Genomic DNA, 15,071 nt, shown 5'->3' on the forward strand with positions numbered 1-15,071 from the left:
TGCGATGGTGGTGGTGGTGTCGGATTACGCGGCGTACCGCCGCTAATCCGACCTACTCGAACCTGGTAGCGTAGGTCGGATTAGCGCGCAGCGCGTAATCCGACAGCACCACAATCACTCCTGCTTCAAATCCTCAGGCTTGATGGCCCACAAACCCGGCAGGTTACGCCAGTAGCCGTACGCATCCATGCCGAAGCCGACGACGAAGCGGTTCGGGATCACCAGGCCGACGATGTCGGCTTGTACGGGCTTTTTCTTGCCGATGGCCTTGTCGGCGAACACGGCCAGGATGACTTCGGAGGCGCCCATGTCCAGCAAGCGCTGCTTGACGTGCGCCAGGGTTTCGCCTTCGTCGAGAATATCGTCGAGCACGATGACGGTGCGGCCCGCCACGTTCGAGCGGGGGATGACTTTCCACACCACTTCGCCACCCTTGTCGTCGTCGCCGTAGCGGCTGACGTGGATGTAGTCGAATTCGAGCGGGAAGCTCAGTTGCGGCAGCAGGCTGCCCGTAAACACGACGGCGCCGCCCATCACGCCCAGCACCAGCGGGAACTCTTTCGAATCCTCGGCGTTGAAGCGCGTGTTGAGCACATCGGCCATGCGCGTGATCGACGCCTGCACGGTATCTTGGTCGAACAGCAGTTCCGCGTTCTTGATCAGGTCACGGGCACGGTTGTGATGAAATTCTTGCATGGACTCTTGCATGGCGATGAAAGGGGCTGATGGTCAATGCCGGTATTATCCCGCAAATCGGCCTTATTTGTAATCGCGCATGTCGTCGATGATTTTCCCGTCCTGGGCCAGACTGCCCACCGCCACCAGCACCACGTCGCCGCGCAGCTTGGTCAGTTCACGGATCGAACCGATGATGGCTTCCACGCCGCTGGCGTCATGCGGATCGTCGACTTCGCAATGCAAGGCCATCTCGTCGTTGGCCATGCGCCCCGACACCACCAGCCGCGCCTTCCTGATTTGCGGGTGGCGGCGCGCGATCTCATGCACCTGCGACGGATGCACGAACATGGCGCGCACCTTGGTGGTTTGATCGGCGCGTCCCATCCAGCCCTTGATGCGCGTATTCGTGCGTCCGCACGGCGACTGCGGCGCGCCCGTCAGCACGGCCGACAGATCGCCGGTGGCAAAGCGGATCAGCGGGTAGTCGGCATTGAAGACGGTGACGACGACTTCGCCCACTTCGCCCGGCGCGACGGGAATGCCGCTGCCCGGATGGACGATCTCGAGCAGCACGTTCTCGTCGACGACCATGCCTGGATTGAGCTTGCCATGGCTGGCCGTTTCATAGGCGATGCTGCCGATATCGGCAGAGGCATAGGTCTGGAACACGTGCGGCACGCCGTTCTCGGCAAACCAGCTGCGCAAGGATTCGGGCAAGGCTTCCGCGCCCATCAGGGCCTTGGTGACGCTGCTGATGTCGGCGCCCATTTCGCGCGCCTTCTCGATGATCAGTTTCAGGAACGACGGCGTGCCGATATACGTGTCCGGCTTCAGGTCGGCCATCGCCTGTACCTGCATTTCCGTCTGGCCGATGCCGGCCGGGATGACGGTGCAGCCGATGCGCGCGGCGCCCCCTTCGACCATGAAGGCGGCCGGCGTGAAGTGATACGAAAAGCAGTTCTGCAGCAAGCCGCCGGCGCGCACGCCGGCCGCATACATGGGCCGCGCAAAGCGCCACCAGTCGGGGCCGCGGCCTTCCGGATCGAAGATGGGACCGGGCGAGACGAACACGCGCGACAGGGCGTTTTTCGGTGTCGTGTTCAAGCCGCCGAACGGCAGCTGCGCGTGCTGCAATTGCTTGAGGTCGGACTTGCGCGTCACGGGCAGCTGCGCCAGCGCGGCGCGGCTGGTGATGCCGGCCGCATCGACGCCGTCGAGGATGCGGGCCCAGCCCGGCGCCTGTTGCGCGCGCGCGATCAGCTGCGGCAGGCCGGCCATCAATTCGCGTTCGCGCGCTTCGGGGGCGCGTGCTTCCAGACTGTCGAGCGTATCGGTCATGTCAGTCATTCTCCAATTGTCATTGCATGTTGATTCGCACGCCTGGCCATCAGGACCGCCGGGCGCGTTGCAGCCAAGGTTTTTGATGGATCACGCCAGCCAGCGCTTGCGGCGGCGGTAGAACTTCATGTCGCGGAAGCTCTTGCGCCCGGCGCTGGACACGCCCAGGTAAAACTCTTTGACGTCTTCGTTGCTGGCCAGTTCCTGCGCTTGCCCTTCCATCACGACGCGGCCGTTTTCCAGGATGTAGCCGAAGTCGGCGTAGCGCAGCGCCACGTTGGTGTTCTGTTCTGCCAGCAGGAAAGACACGTTTTCCTTGTGGTTCAAATCCTTGACGATGCCGAAGATCTCTTCGACGATCTGCGGCGCGATGCCCATCGAGGGTTCGTCCAATAAGATCATCGAGGGCTTGGCCATCAGCGCGCGGCCGATGGCGCACATCTGCTGTTCGCCGCCCGAGGTATAGCCGGCCTGGCTGCTGCGCCGCGTTTTCAGGCGCGGGAAATAGTGATAGACCTTGTCCAGCGCGTCTTTCAGCTCGCCGCGCGACAGGCTGCGCGTGTAGGCGCCCGTCAGCAGGTTTTCCTCGATGGTGAGGTGGCCGAAACAGTGGCGGCCCTCCATCACTTGCGACAGGCCCCGCTTGACCAGCTCATTCGGCGTCAACTGATCCACGCGCTCGCCCTTGAACTGGACTTCGCCCTTGGTGACGTCGCCGCGTTCGCCGCGCAGCAGGGTCGAGATGGTTTTCAGGGTGGTCGACTTGCCGGCGCCGTTGGCGCCCAGCAGCGCCACGATCTTGCCTTGCGGGACTTGCAGCGACACGCCCTTCAGGACCAGGATCACGTGGTCGTAGATGACTTCGATATTGTTGACCGACAGGTAGGGCGGCGGCGCGGTGTCTGGTGTTTGCGTGGCAGTGGGTGTCATGGCTGCTTCGTTTTCATATGTGTTGGCGATGCTGTCGGATTACGCTACGCTAATCCGACCTACGTGAATGCGGCGTTGGTCGGCGTAGGTCGGGTTAGCGCGTAGCGCGTAACCCGACGCCACGTCGAGAGCCGCTTACTTCATGCACGCCGGCGTGATCTTTTTCTCTTCGGCGTACTTGCCCGACGATTCCTCGACCAGCTTGCGTACCAGGGCCTTGTCGCCGACGATCCATTTCGGCGTGATGGCGGTCCACTTCTTGCCGTCCCACTGCTGCACCTTCACGGCGCCCGAGCCTTCATGGTCGTCGCAGCTGGTTTTCACGGTGGGGAACATGCCCAGTGCACCCACGGCCTTCTGGCGCGCATCGTCGACGTTCAGGTTTTCCAGGCCCCAGCGCATCTGCTCGCCCGTGATCGGCTTGCCCTTGCCGAATTTTTCCTGCGCCGTGCGGATCGCTTCGACCCACAGGATGCCGGCCGTCACGCCGCGCATGTGGTAGACGGAGCCGATGCGCGACTGGTCGGACAGGTTGCCCTTGCCGGTGGCGTAGAGTTTTTTGCGGATGTCGTCGAGCACGGGGTAGTTGCCCGGCGTATTGAACGTCATCGCCGTGTAGCCCTTGGCCGCGTCGCCCGATGGAATCGTGTCTTCCTCGGAGCCGGCCCACCAGACGCCCAGCATTTTGTCGCGCGGGAAGCCGTTGCGCTGCGCCGTTTTGATGGCAACGGAGTTCATCACGCCCCAGCCCCACAGGATCACGTGGTCCGGCTTGGCCTGGCGGATTTGCAGCCATTGCGATTGCTGTTCGCTGCCGGGCGGCGCGACGGGAATCTTGATCAGTTCGAAGCCGTACTGTTTCGACAGCGCTTCCAGCACGGGCAGCGGTTCCTTGCCGAAGGCCGAATCGTGGTACAGGTGGACGATTTTTTTCCCTTTCAGCTTGTCCATGCCGCCATCCTTGTCGCCCAAATACTTGATCATGGCGGCGGCCTGGCTCCAGTAGCTGGAGATCAGCGGATACACATACGGGAAGACCTTGCCGTTGGCGGCGTCCGAGCGGCCGTAGCCGATCATCGTCATGGGGATCTTGTCCTGCGCCACGCGGTCGAGGATGCCGTAGGCGACGCCCGTGGACAGGGTTTCGACCAGGGTGGCGCCGCCCTGCTTGGTTTTCAGGCGTTCATAGCATTCGACGCCGCGCGACGGGTTGTATTCGGTTTCGCATTCTTCCCAGCTGATTTTCACGCCATTGACGCCGCCGGCCTGGTTGACCAGGTTGAAGTAATCGATGATGCCGCCGTAGAAACCGGAGCCGCCGGCCGCGTACGGTCCCACGCGGTACGAGGGCAGGGCGATGTACTGTTCCTTGTCCTGCGCCTGCGCGCTGCCGGCCATGGTGAGTGCGGCACTGGCGATGGCGGCGGCCAGCATGAGCGATTTGATGTGTTTCATTGTGTGTCTCCTCTTGTTTTATTTGGTATTCAAGTGAACCGACATCGACTGCAAAAACTTAATGGGGGAAGGGCCAGAGTCTCAATTTTTCCTTGGCGATCTGCCACAGCCTGGCCAGGCCGTGCGGCTCGACGATCAGGAAGAAGATGATCAGCGCGCCGAACACCATCAGTTCCAGGTTCGAGGCCACGCTGGTCGGCAACGCCAGGCCATGCGCGATGGTGTTCAGGAAGACGGGCAGCAGCACGATGAAGGCCGCGCCCAGGAAGGAGCCGAGGATAGAACCGACGCCGCCGATGATGATCATGAACAGGATGCGGAAGGACAGGTCCAGGTTGTACGCTTCCGGCTCCACCGTGCCCAGGTAGGCGTACGCATACAGGGCGCCGGCCACGCCGCAGTAGAACGAGCTGACGGCAAACGCCAGCAGCTTGGTGCGCATCAGGCGGAAACCGATCACTTCGGCCGCCATGTCCATGTCGCGCACGGCCATCCACGAGCGGCCCACGTTCGAGCGGATCATGTTCTTGGCCAGCAGCGCCATGCCGGCGACAATCGCCAGCACCAGCAGGTATTTGCTTTGCGGCGTGTCGAACTGGTAGCCGAGGATGCTCATCTTTTGCACCGTGATCACGCCCGAGGAGCTGTAGTTGGTCAGATACGGGATCTTGGTCAGGCACCAGACAACAAAAAACTGCGTCGCCAGGGTGGAGGCGGCCAGGTAAAAGCCGCGGATGCGCAGGGAGGGCAGGCCGAAGGCGATGCCCACCATGGCCGCGCACAGGCCGCCCAGGATGAACGACACCAGCAGCGGCAAGCCGGGCAGGCGCGCCATGAAGTTATACGAGGCAAACGCGCCGACGGCCATGAAGGCGGCCGTGCCCAGCGACAGCTGGCCTGCGTAACCGGTCAGGATGTTCAGGCCCAATGCCGCCAGGGCGAAGATCAGGAACGGGATCAGGATCGCCGACAGCATGTAGGGCGAGGCGAAATACGGCAGGAGGAAGACGGCGACGAGCAGCGTGGCCGTCAGCGCCAGGCGGTCTTGCCGGATCGGGAAAATCTGGTTGTCAGCCTGGTAGCTGGTCTTGAATTGTCCTGCTTCACGGTAAATCATGGCGTGTCCTTTGCGGGCTGTTTTGGCTGTTGTCGGGTTACGCGCCATGCGCTAACCCGACCTACGATGCTGTTTCGGTGGTGTTATATGCGACGGATGATCTTCTCGCCGAACAGGCCTTCCGGGCGCACGAGCAGGAACAGCAGGGCCAGCACATACGGGAACCAGCCTTCGATGCCGCCGCCCACCATGGGGCCCAGGTAGACTTCGGCCAGCTTTTCCGACGCGCCGATGATCAGGCCGCCGACGATGGCACCGGGCACCGACGTAAAGCCGCCGAGGATCAGCACCGGCAGCGCTTTCAAGGCGATGAAGGTGAGGGCGAACTGCACCCCGTTGCGCGCGCCCCACAGCAAGCCGGCCACCATCGCCACCAGGCCCGCCACGCCCCACACCACGGCCCAGATGCGCTGCAGCGGAATACCCACGGCCAGCGCCGCCTGGTGGTCGTCGGCAACGGCGCGCAGGGCGCGGCCCACCTTGGTTTTCGAGAACAGCAGGGCCAGGCAAATCACCAGCAGCGCGCAGATGCCGGCCGCCACCACGTCGAACTGCGAAACGATGATGTTGAAATGGTCCATCAGGAAGGGCATCGGCACGTCTTCGATGGGCAGGTCCAGCTTGTGCACCTGCGAGCCCCACATCAGCTGTGCCAGGCCTTCGATGAAAAAGGTCAGGCCGATGGTGGCCATGAAGAGCGTGATTTCCGGCTGGTTGACGAGCGGCCGCAAGACCACCCTTTCAATCGCCATGCCCAGCACAATCATGGTGAGCATCGTCAGCGGGATGGCCAGCCACAAGGACAGGCCGAACTTGTCCATGATGCCGACGCAGGTGAGGGCGGCGAAGAACACCATCGCGCCCTGCGCGAAGTTGAACACGCCCGAGGCCTTGTAGATCAGAACGAAGCCGATCGCCACCAGCGCGTACATGACGCCCGACAGCAGGCCGCCGATCAGCACTTCAAAGAAAAAATTGATATTCATTGCCATTCCTTGTCTAGTGCGCCACGCCGAGATAGGCATTGATCACGTCCTGATTGCTGCGCACCTCGTCGGGCGTGCCGTCGCCGATCTTCTTGCCGTAATCGAGCACCACCACGCGGTCGGAGATATCCATCACCACGCCCATGTCGTGCTCGATCAGCACGATGGTCGTGCCCAGCTGGTCGTTGACGTCGAGGATGAAGCGGCACATGTCCTGCTTTTCTTCCACGTTCATGCCGGCCATCGGTTCATCGAGCAGCAAAATCTCCGGTTCGGCCACCAGCGCGCGGCCCAGTTCCACGCGCTTTTGCAAGCCGTAGGGCAGGCGCCCCACGGGCGTCTTGCGGATGGCCTGGATTTCCAGGAAGTCGATGATCTCCTCGGCCTTCTTGCGGTGCTCGATTTCCTCGCGCCGCGCCGGTCCCCAGTACAGGGCCTGCAGCAGGAAATTCGACTTCATTTTGAGGTTGCGCCCCGTCATGATGTTGTCCAGCACCGTCATGCCCTTGAACAGGGCGATGTTCTGGAAGGTGCGCGCGATGCCGGACTTGGCGGCCGCGTAGCAATCCATGCCGCGCCGGTGTTCGCCCCGGTAAATGATCTCGCCCTGCTGCGGGCGGTACACGCCATTGATCACGTTGAGCATCGAGCTTTTGCCCGCGCCGTTCGGGCCGATGATGGCGCGGATTTCATGCTGTTTCACGTCGAACGAAATGTCGGTCAGCGCTTTCACGCCGCCGAACGACAGCGAGATGTTCTTCAGGTCGAGGATCACGGGACCCGTCTTGCGGGCCGTGCCGAAATGGGCGTCGGGTTCGTTCATTTGCATCGTGCTGTGCTCCATCATGCGGCCAGGCCCTGGGGCCGGTACGTTTTGCTGTCCCAGATCTGCAGGTTGGCGCTGGTCGAGCCAAGGCGGCCATCCTCGAATTTCACCTGGGTCTCGATGTATTGCGTTGCCTTGCCCTCGTACAGGGCGGAGATCAGCACCGCGTATTTTTCGGCGATGAATTTGCGGCGCACCTTGCGCGTGCGGGTCAGTTCGTCGTCATCCGGGTCGAGTTCCTTGTGCAGCACGAGGAAGCGGTGCACCTGCGTGCGGTCCATCAGGGGGTCGGCCGCCAGTTCCGCGTTGACCTGCTCGATGCAGTCGCGGATCAGGCCATAGGTTTCTGCGCGCGCCGCCAGGTCCGTGTAGCCGGAGTAGGCGATGCCGCGCCGCTCGGACCAGTTGCCCACCGCTTCGATGTCGATGTTGATGAAGGCGCACACCTGGTCGCGCGCATGGCCGAAGGCCACCACTTCCTTGATGAAAGGGAAGAATTTGAGCTTGTTTTCGATGTAGTTGGGGGCGAACATGGCGCCGCAATTCATCTTGCCCACGTCGGCCGCGCGGTCGATGATTTTCAAATGGCCTTCGCTGTCGAACACACCCGCGTCGCCCGTGTGGAAGTAGCCGTCGTTGTCGATTACTTCGGCGGTGGCGTCGGGACGCTTGAAGTAGCCGCTCATGGTGGCGGGCGACTTGACCAGCACTTCGCCATTGGCCGCCAGCTTGACTTCCACGCCTGGCGCCGGCAAGCCCACGCTGTCGAACTTGATATTGCCGTCCGGTTGCAAACACACATAGGCGCAGGTTTCGGTGGAGCCGTACAGCTGCTTGAGGTTGACGCCGATCGAGCGGTAGAAGCGGAACAGGTCGGGGCCGATGGCGGCGCCGGCCGTGTAGGCGACGCGCACGCGCGACAGTCCCAGCACGTTTTTCAGGGGGCCGTAGACGAGCAGCTCGCCCAGCTTGTAGCTGAGACGGTCCGTCAGCGAGACTGGTTTACCGTCCAAGATCTGCGCGCCGCAGCGCTTGGCCACGTCCATGAAATGGCTGAACATGCGGCGCTTGATGCTGCTCGCGTCTTCCATGCGTATCATCACGCTGGTGAGCATGTTCTCGAACACGCGCGGCGGCGCAAAGTAGCAGGTGGGGCCGATTTCGCGCATGTCGATCATCACCGTGTCGCCCGATTCGGGGCAGTTGACGGTAAAGCCGGCCACCATGGCCTGCGCCAGCGAGAACAGGCAGTCGCCCACCCACGCCATGGGCAGGTAGGACAGGATGTCTTCATTGTCGGTGAGCTGGTCGAAGGCGACGCCGCCTTCGCCGGCTGCCAGCAGCGCCGTATGGCTCTGGCACACGCCCTTCGGCTTGCCCGTGGTACCCGAGGTGTAGAGGATCACGGCCGAGTCGCTGCCCTGGCCCGCTGCCACGGCGGCGTCGAAAAAGCCCGGGTGTTCGCGGTCGTAGGCGCGGCCGAGCACCTGCAGGGCGGCAAAGGACGTCAGCTCCGGCTGGCGGTAATGGCGCATGCCCCGTTCATCGTCATAGGCGATGTGGGCGACGTGCGGATACAGGGCCTTGAGTTCGAGCAGCTTGTCGACCTGTTCCTGGTCTTCGACGATGGCGTAGCGGATTTCCGCATCCTGCAGCACATAGGCCATGTCGGCGGCCGGCGCGTCCTGGTACAGCGGCACGGGCACGCCGCCCAGGCTTTGCGCGGCCAGCATGGCCCAGTACAGGCGGGGACGGTTGTCGCCGATGATGGCCAGGTTCATGCCGCGCTGGAAGCCGATGGCGGCCAGGCCGCAGGCCAGCGCGCGCACCTCCTCGTTGACCTCGGCCCAGGTCCAGGTCTGCCAGATGCCCAGGTGTTTTTCGCGAAAGGCGGGCTTGTCGGATCGTACTGTCCCGTGTTGCAATAAGCGCCGCGGAAAAGTCGGCATTGTTGCTGTGGTATGCGTTTGCACCAGTGTCTCCCTGTTGCTTGTCTCAGGCTCCACCTCGTTGGATGGCGCTCTGTGTTTTTTATGTGTAAGGCGTTTGTGCAATGATAGTAGCTTGCGTTAGTTTGCCGAGTTGTCTTTTCGGGGACATTTATCCACTTTTCGATGGTGCATCGCACAATGACCAACCCTGATATCAGCCTCAAGGATGCCGTTCGCGCGGCCAACTGGGCGCAGCTGCTCGACCCCGTGCAAATGGCCCGGGTCGAGGCGGATGTGTTCGAGACTTTCGTGCCGAAAGGCGGTTTTGTCTGCCGCAAGGGCGAACCGGTGGACAACTGGATCGGCGTTATCAGCGGCATGGTCAAGATGAATAATTTTTCCGCTTCCGGCAAGGCCATGACCTTCATCGGCGTGCCGCCCGGCAGCTGGTTCGGCGAAGGCTCGCTGCTGAAGAACGAGATCCGCAAATACGACACCATGGCCCTGCGCGACACGCGCGTGGCGCGGCTGCCCGGCGCCACCTTCCACTGGCTGCTGGAAACGAGCTTGCCATTCACGCGCTTTCTGCTGATGCAGCTCAACGAGCGCCTGGGCCAGTTCATCGGCATGGTGGAAAACGAGCGCCTGCTGGACCTGAACACGCGCGTGGCGCGCTGCCTGGCGTCGATGTTCAACTCGCATTTATACCCGGGCGTGGAAACCCTGGTGCAGCTGTCGCAGGAAGAAATCGGCCTGTTGTCAGGCTCCTCGCGCCAGCGCGCCAACCAGGCCTTGCAGGTACTGGAAAAAAAGGGTTTATTGCGTCTCGATTACGGCGGTATCCGCGTGCTGGACCTGGAAGGCTTGCGCCGCTACGAGGCCGATGATGGCGAGTGATTCCATTCGCGCCGCGGCGCTGCGCGCGCGCCTCGATGGCGGCTTTGTCGAGCATGCGCGTTTCACGGGGCCACCGGTCGATTTCAGCGACTGGATCCCCGAAGAACTGGGCGCCGTCTGGGGTGCGCTGCACCGCGCGGCGGGCTTCGGCCATGACGATTATGCTCGGCGCGAACTGGCGCTGGCGCTATTGGCGCAAGCGAGCAGCATGAACCTGGCACCGGCGCTGGCAGGCGAGATGTTCCTCGACGCGCTGGACGCGGCCCGCGTGCACGACTGGGACTACGCAATCGGCTGCCTGGCTTGCCTGCGCGGCGCGCCACCGGAAGGCAGCGCGCAGCTGGCGCTGCGCATCCTCGATGAACCGAAGCACTGGGGCGAACAGCATTTTGCCGCCTGGCTGCTGGCGCAGCTGGCAGGCGGCGACGCCCTAACCCGGTTCGGGCAGATGATGGATGAGCGTCATGCGCGCTACCCGATGCCCTTGACCTTGCAGGAACTCACCGTGCTGCCGCAGCTGGCGAAAACGTCGCTGCTGGCGCTGGCCGGCTCGCGCTACAGCGGCCACTGGAACCGCGACAGCATCGGCGAGGCCGATCCCGCCGACGTGCTGGCCGACGATGCGGTGTATGTCGATTTTGCGCGCACGATACTGGAGCAGGCGGCGCGCCATATCGCCGCCATCCATGACGGCAGCGTGCCGTATGCTGCCGATGCCGCCTTTGCCACGGCAGATTCTCCGGTGCTGGCGCGCGCCGCGCGGGTGGCGTCCTATCGCGACGATGCCTGGTTCAGGCCCGTGATCACCGTCCTGCTGCCGTTGGCATGCGTGGCGCCCGGCGCGGCCAAGAGCGCGCCGTCGCAGTCGTTGGCGATGGCGCTGGGCCATGCGGTGGAAACCATTCCCACGCCCGAAAGCCTGCAAGCCCTGCGCGCGGCGCTGGCCCAGGTGCGCCATGCGGGCATCCGCAAGAAACTGGAACGCAATCTGAAACCGGCCGAACGGGCGCTGGCCGAACGGCCCGATATCGCCTGGAGGATCGGCATGCCGGGTCCCATGGGCAAGCGGCGTCAGACCATGCTGGCGCGCCGCCTGGAAGCGGGCTACGCCAGCGAGGTGTGGTTTGGCCTGGACCAATGGCGTGGCCTGCGCGACGATGCCGATATCGACGCGGTGGCGCGCGCGCTGGTCTGGCGCACGGGCGATGGGCTGGCCTTCATGCTCGACGGGAAGGGCGCCATCGATGCGCAGGGGCAGCCGGTGGATGTGCCGGAGCAAGGCGAGATCGGCCTGTGGCACCCCTTGCATGGCAGCGGGGAAGAGCGCGCCGCCTGGCAAGCGCTGCTCGCGCGGCGGCGCCTGCGCCAGCCGCTGCGCCAGGTTTATCGCGAAATATATGCACCGCCCGGCGACGGCGGCGTCCCATTTTCCGGCTACCAGCTGTCGCTGCCCACCTTGCTGGGACTGGCGCGCCGCGAAGGCTGGCGCCTGGACCACGATGAAGGCCTGTCGCGCCAGTTCGGTGCCTGGCGCGTGTCGCTGCGCATCGAGGGACGCGTGTATCCGGGGGCGGGCGGTGCCTGCACGTCAAACGGGCTGGCGCCCGCGCAGATGATGCCGATGGCGCCGGTGGCGTATTCGGAAGCGTGCCGCGCGGTGGACCTGCTGGTCAGCGCCAGCGCCTTGGCGCTGGTGGAGGAAGAGCAAAGCGTGGAGCGCGAACAGCGCCTGTTTTACCTGGCCAACCTGGCACCGGGGCCGATGGCGGGCATGCGGCGCGCCGTGCTGGAACAGGTATTCGCGGACCAGATCGAGGAGGGCCGGATGACGCTCGAAGCGCGCCACCTGATGGTGGGCCGGCATGCGATCCACCTGACCACCGGCAGGGTCACGAAGGATGGCGCCGAGGCGGTGATCGAGGCGGTAGCGCAGGGGAACAAGCTGGGCGCCGTGCCGTGGCTGCCCTACGACGAGGCGCTGCTGGAAAAAATCGCCGCCGCCGCCGGGGCGCTGCTGGCGTTGCAGCGAGTGCAGCCCGGCTGCTAATCGCGGTATCATAGACGCTTCCCAGCACCGCTCCATTTTCGCTCCCATGCAGACACCAGACCAATCCACTCCCGCCTCCCGTTTGTCGCAGCTGCGCGGCGCCATGCGCGCGCAGCACATCGATGCCCTGATCGTGCCGTCGGCCGACCCGCATTTGTCCGAGTACCTGCCGGCCCGCTGGCAGGGCCGCGAGTGGCTGTCGGGTTTTACGGGTTCCGTCGGCACCTTGGTCGTGACGCAGGATTTCGCCGGCGTGTGGACCGATGGCCGCTACTGGGAGCAGGCGGAAGACGAACTGGCCGGCAGCGGCATCGTCCTGAAGAAAATCCCGTCCGGCGCCAGCGTGCTGTATATCGACTGGCTGGGCGAGACCATGCGGCCGGGGCAGACGGTGGCCGTCGACGGCGCCGTGCTGGGCCTGGCCAATGCGCGCCTGCTGCAGCAGGCGCTGGGCGCGCAAGTGACTCTGCGCACGGATACCGATGTGCTGCAAGCCGTGTGGCCGCAGCGCCCGGCCATGCCCGCCGCGCCGGTGTACGAGCATGCGGCCGCGTATCCAACGCTGTCGCGCATGGAAAAACTGGCAGCCCTGCGTGCCGGCATGGCGGCGCACGGCGCCAGCCACCACGTCATTTCCACCCTCGACGATATCGCGTATTTGTTCAACCTGCGCGGCGCCGACGTCAACTACAACCCCGTCTTCCTCGCCCATGCGCTGGTGGGCCCCGAGCGCGCCACCCTGTTCGTCGCCGACGGCAAGCTGCCCGCCGCCCTGCGCGCCACGCTGGAGAGCGAAGGCGTGGACGTGGCCGCGTATGACCGCGCGGCCGCCGCGCTGGCCGCCCTGCCGGCCGGCGCCACCCTGCTGCTCGATCCGCGCCGCATCACGTTCGGCACGCGCCAGGCCGTGGCCGACGGCGTGCGCGTGGTCGAGTCGATCAACCCGACCACCCTGGCCAAGTCGCGCAAGACGGACGCTGAAGCGGCGCACGTGCGCGCCGCCATGGAGCAGGACGGCGCCGCCCTGTGCGAATTTTTCAGCTGGTTGGACGCCACCCTGGCCGACCCGCAACGCGCGCCGTTGACGGAAATCGGTGTCGACGAACACCTGACGGCCGCCCGCGCCCGCCGCGCCGGTTTTGTCAGCCCCAGTTTCGGCACCATCGCCGGCTTCAATGCGCATGGCGCCATCATGCATTACCACGCCCATGCGGGCAGCGAGGCCACCATCGAAGGCGACGGCCTGCTGCTGATCGACTCGGGCGGCCAGTATTGGGGCGGTACCACGGACATCACGCGCGTGGTCCCCGTCGGCACGATCACGGCAGAACACCGGCGCGATTTCACCCTCGTCTTGCGCAGCATGATCGCCCTGTCGCGCGCGCAGTTTCCGCGCGGCGTGAAGTCGCCCATGCTCGACTCGATTGCCCGCGCGCCCCTGTGGGCCGAAGGCATCGACTTTGGCCACGGCACGGGCCATGGCGTGGGTTTCTTCCTGAACGTGCACGAAGGGCCGCAATCGATTTCCCAGTCCGCCATGCCGGAGCCGCAGACGGCGATGGAACCGGGCATGATCACCTCCATCGAGCCGGGGATCTACCGTCCCGGCCAGTGGGGCATCCGCATCGAGAACCTGGTGCTCAACATTCCCGCAGGGACGACGCCCTTCGGCGAATTCCTGCGCTTCGAGACATTGACCCTGTGCCCGATCGATACGCGCTGCGTGGAACGCTCGCTGTTGCGCGACGACGAGGCGGCCTGGCTCAACGACTATCACGCCACCGTGCGCGCGCGCCTGGCGCCGCACCTGGCGGCGCCGGCCGATGCGCCTGCGCTGGCGTGGCTGGAACAGCGCACGGGAGCCATCTGATGCGCTCGACCCGCGCCACGTCCGCCATCGAGCGGCTCAAGGAACGCACCGGCAACCGCCTCTACACGATGGCGCGCACGGGCGATGAACTGTTCTTCCTCACGGAAGGCCCCGGCTTGCCGCCCCTGTGCCCGCCGCTGGAACTCGACGCCTTTGTCGCCTTCGTCAATGGCCTGGGACCGCAAAAGGCGCGCCGCGTCAGCAAGCTCGACGTGGCGTTTGAAAAGCAGCTGACCAAAAAACCCCAGGATTAAATGCCGACCATCGACTTCCTGCGCGCCTACTGGTCGCCGGCCGAGCTGGCGACGAATGGCGTGATCCTGCTGAACCTGCTGGGCGCGCTGCTGCTGGGCTTGCTGGTGGGGTATGAGCGTTCGTATCACGGGCGCGCGGCCGGCATGCGCACCTACAGCCTCGTGTGCATGGCCTCGGCCGCGCTGACCGTGCTGGGCGGCTATCCCGAGTTCTGGTACGGCGGCCATGGCGCCGTCGTCGGCAGCGATCCCACGCGCGTCATCCAGGGCATCGTCACGGGCGTGGGTTTTCTGGGCGCCGGCGTCATCATGCGCGAGGGCTTCAATATCAGCGGCCTGACGACGGCCGCCTCGATCTGGGCTTCGTCCGTGATCGGCATCATGGTCGGCATCGGCTTTTATCTATCGGCCATGGGCCTGGCCTTTTTGTGCGCGATGGCGATGATTTTTCTGTCAAAATTGGAGAACTGGCTGCCGTCGCGCCATGCGGTGGCCATCACCATGCGCTTCAAGCAAGGCTTCATTCCGCGCGAGGATGCGCTGCGGCGCATGGCCGCCAAGCGCGGCTACGACATCGCCGGCGGCTCGCTGACCATCGGCAGCACGGACGGCATGCAGGAATGGCGCTTTGTCGCCATCGCGCATGGCAAGAACACGGGCGCCAGCCTGTCGGCCATGTCGGCCGAACTGGCCGCCTTCGACGGCATCGCCGGCTTCCAGCTGTCGCATGCACGCAACTGAA

13 protein-coding genes are annotated in these 15,071 nt (G+C 64.4%); 5 read left to right on the top strand and 8 right to left on the bottom strand.

Features of this window, described 5'->3' with window-relative positions:
* Window positions 1–114: 114 nt before the first annotated feature.
* The 8 genes from JAB4_RS01945 to JAB4_RS01980 form a co-directional block, all read right to left on the bottom strand.
* Window positions 115–696 carry a hypoxanthine-guanine phosphoribosyltransferase gene (locus JAB4_RS01945; protein WP_070218966.1) on the bottom strand — a complete coding sequence of 194 codons (582 nt, stop codon included), beginning with the start codon at window positions 694–696 and terminating at the stop codon, window positions 115–117.
* A gap of 63 nt (window positions 697–759) precedes the next feature.
* The gene (locus tag JAB4_RS01950; RefSeq protein ID WP_070218967.1) at window positions 760–2,025 is read right to left on the bottom strand and encodes an AMP-binding protein; all 1,266 of its coding nucleotides are present in this window, start codon (window positions 2,023–2,025) and stop codon (window positions 760–762) included.
* 81 nt (window positions 2,026–2,106) lie between these two features.
* The gene (locus tag JAB4_RS01955) at window positions 2,107–2,946 is read right to left on the bottom strand and encodes an ABC transporter ATP-binding protein (RefSeq protein WP_070218968.1); all 840 of its coding nucleotides are present in this window, start codon (window positions 2,944–2,946) and stop codon (window positions 2,107–2,109) included.
* Window positions 2,947–3,081: 135 nt separating this feature from the next.
* Entirely contained in the window at window positions 3,082–4,401 is a 1,320-nt protein-coding gene (locus JAB4_RS01960) for an ABC transporter substrate-binding protein (RefSeq protein ID WP_070218969.1), read from the bottom strand.
* Window positions 4,402–4,459: 58 nt separating this feature from the next.
* Window positions 4,460–5,518 carry a branched-chain amino acid ABC transporter permease gene (locus tag JAB4_RS01965; protein WP_070218970.1) on the bottom strand — a complete coding sequence of 353 codons (1,059 nt, stop codon included), beginning with the start codon at window positions 5,516–5,518 and terminating at the stop codon, window positions 4,460–4,462.
* A gap of 83 nt (window positions 5,519–5,601) precedes the next feature.
* Entirely contained in the window at window positions 5,602–6,498 is an 897-nt protein-coding gene (locus tag JAB4_RS01970) for a branched-chain amino acid ABC transporter permease (protein ID WP_175444778.1), read from the bottom strand.
* 19 nt (window positions 6,499–6,517) lie between these two features.
* Window positions 6,518–7,333, bottom strand: a complete 816-nt coding sequence (locus tag JAB4_RS01975) for an ABC transporter ATP-binding protein (protein WP_029496076.1) — start codon at window positions 7,331–7,333, stop codon at window positions 6,518–6,520.
* A 14-nt stretch (window positions 7,334–7,347) separates the two neighbouring features.
* A complete protein-coding gene (locus JAB4_RS01980; RefSeq protein ID WP_070218972.1) occupies window positions 7,348–9,279 on the bottom strand; it encodes an AMP-binding protein in 1,932 nt (643 codons plus the stop codon).
* A 255-nt stretch (window positions 9,280–9,534) separates the two neighbouring features.
* Between JAB4_RS01980 and JAB4_RS01985 the strand changes: the two genes are divergently transcribed.
* The 5 genes from JAB4_RS01985 to JAB4_RS02005 are packed head-to-tail and all read left to right on the top strand — an operon-like array spanning window position 9,535 to window position 15,070.
* Window positions 9,535–10,158 carry a Crp/Fnr family transcriptional regulator gene (locus tag JAB4_RS01985; protein ID WP_227742159.1) on the top strand — a complete coding sequence of 208 codons (624 nt, stop codon included), beginning with the start codon at window positions 9,535–9,537 and terminating at the stop codon, window positions 10,156–10,158.
* Window positions 10,145–12,205, top strand: coding sequence for a DUF4132 domain-containing protein (locus JAB4_RS01990; protein WP_070218974.1), 2,061 nt, complete (start codon window positions 10,145–10,147; stop codon window positions 12,203–12,205). The genes JAB4_RS01985 and JAB4_RS01990 overlap by 14 nt, the downstream gene beginning before the upstream one ends.
* 46 nt (window positions 12,206–12,251) lie before the next feature.
* On the top strand, window positions 12,252–14,075 hold the full coding sequence (locus JAB4_RS01995; RefSeq protein ID WP_070218975.1) for an aminopeptidase P family protein: 1,824 nt from the start codon (window positions 12,252–12,254) through the stop codon (window positions 14,073–14,075).
* Window positions 14,075–14,329 carry a hypothetical protein gene (locus JAB4_RS02000; protein ID WP_046681889.1) on the top strand — a complete coding sequence of 85 codons (255 nt, stop codon included), beginning with the start codon at window positions 14,075–14,077 and terminating at the stop codon, window positions 14,327–14,329. The genes JAB4_RS01995 and JAB4_RS02000 overlap by 1 nt, the downstream gene beginning before the upstream one ends.
* Complete coding sequence (locus JAB4_RS02005) at window positions 14,330–15,070, top strand: MgtC/SapB family protein (protein ID WP_070218976.1); 741 nt, start codon at window positions 14,330–14,332, stop codon at window positions 15,068–15,070.
* Window position 15,071 lies beyond the last annotated feature (1 nt).

The organism is Janthinobacterium sp. HH102 (genome assembly GCF_001758625.2).
Taxonomy (GTDB): Bacteria; Pseudomonadota; Gammaproteobacteria; order Burkholderiales; family Burkholderiaceae_D; genus Janthinobacterium.

What these genes read in the sequence shown, in the direction of transcription:
- JAB4_RS01950 (WP_070218967.1), bottom strand. Translation starts at nt 2,025, where the DNA reads ATGACTGACATGACCGATACGCTCGACAGTCTGGAAGCACGCGCCCCC.
- JAB4_RS01960 (WP_070218969.1), bottom strand. Translation starts at nt 4,401, where the DNA reads ATGAAACACATCAAATCGCTCATGCTGGCCGCCGCCATCGCCAGTGCC.
- JAB4_RS01955 (WP_070218968.1), bottom strand. Translation starts at nt 2,946, where the DNA reads ATGACACCCACTGCCACGCAAACACCAGACACCGCGCCGCCGCCCTAC.
- JAB4_RS01945 (WP_070218966.1), bottom strand. Translation starts at nt 696, where the DNA reads ATGCAAGAATTTCATCACAACCGTGCCCGTGACCTGATCAAGAACGCG.
- JAB4_RS01980 (WP_070218972.1), bottom strand. Translation starts at nt 9,279, where the DNA reads ATGCCGACTTTTCCGCGGCGCTTATTGCAACACGGGACAGTACGATCC.
- JAB4_RS02000 (WP_046681889.1), top strand. Translation starts at nt 14,075, where the DNA reads ATGCGCTCGACCCGCGCCACGTCCGCCATCGAGCGGCTCAAGGAACGC.
- JAB4_RS02005 (WP_070218976.1), top strand. Translation starts at nt 14,330, where the DNA reads ATGCCGACCATCGACTTCCTGCGCGCCTACTGGTCGCCGGCCGAGCTG.
- JAB4_RS01990 (WP_070218974.1), top strand. Translation starts at nt 10,145, where the DNA reads ATGATGGCGAGTGATTCCATTCGCGCCGCGGCGCTGCGCGCGCGCCTC.
- JAB4_RS01975 (WP_029496076.1), bottom strand. Translation starts at nt 7,333, where the DNA reads ATGCAAATGAACGAACCCGACGCCCATTTCGGCACGGCCCGCAAGACG.
- JAB4_RS01995 (WP_070218975.1), top strand. Translation starts at nt 12,252, where the DNA reads ATGCAGACACCAGACCAATCCACTCCCGCCTCCCGTTTGTCGCAGCTG.
- JAB4_RS01985 (WP_227742159.1), top strand. Translation starts at nt 9,535, where the DNA reads ATGGCCCGGGTCGAGGCGGATGTGTTCGAGACTTTCGTGCCGAAAGGC.
- JAB4_RS01965 (WP_070218970.1), bottom strand. Translation starts at nt 5,518, where the DNA reads ATGATTTACCGTGAAGCAGGACAATTCAAGACCAGCTACCAGGCTGAC.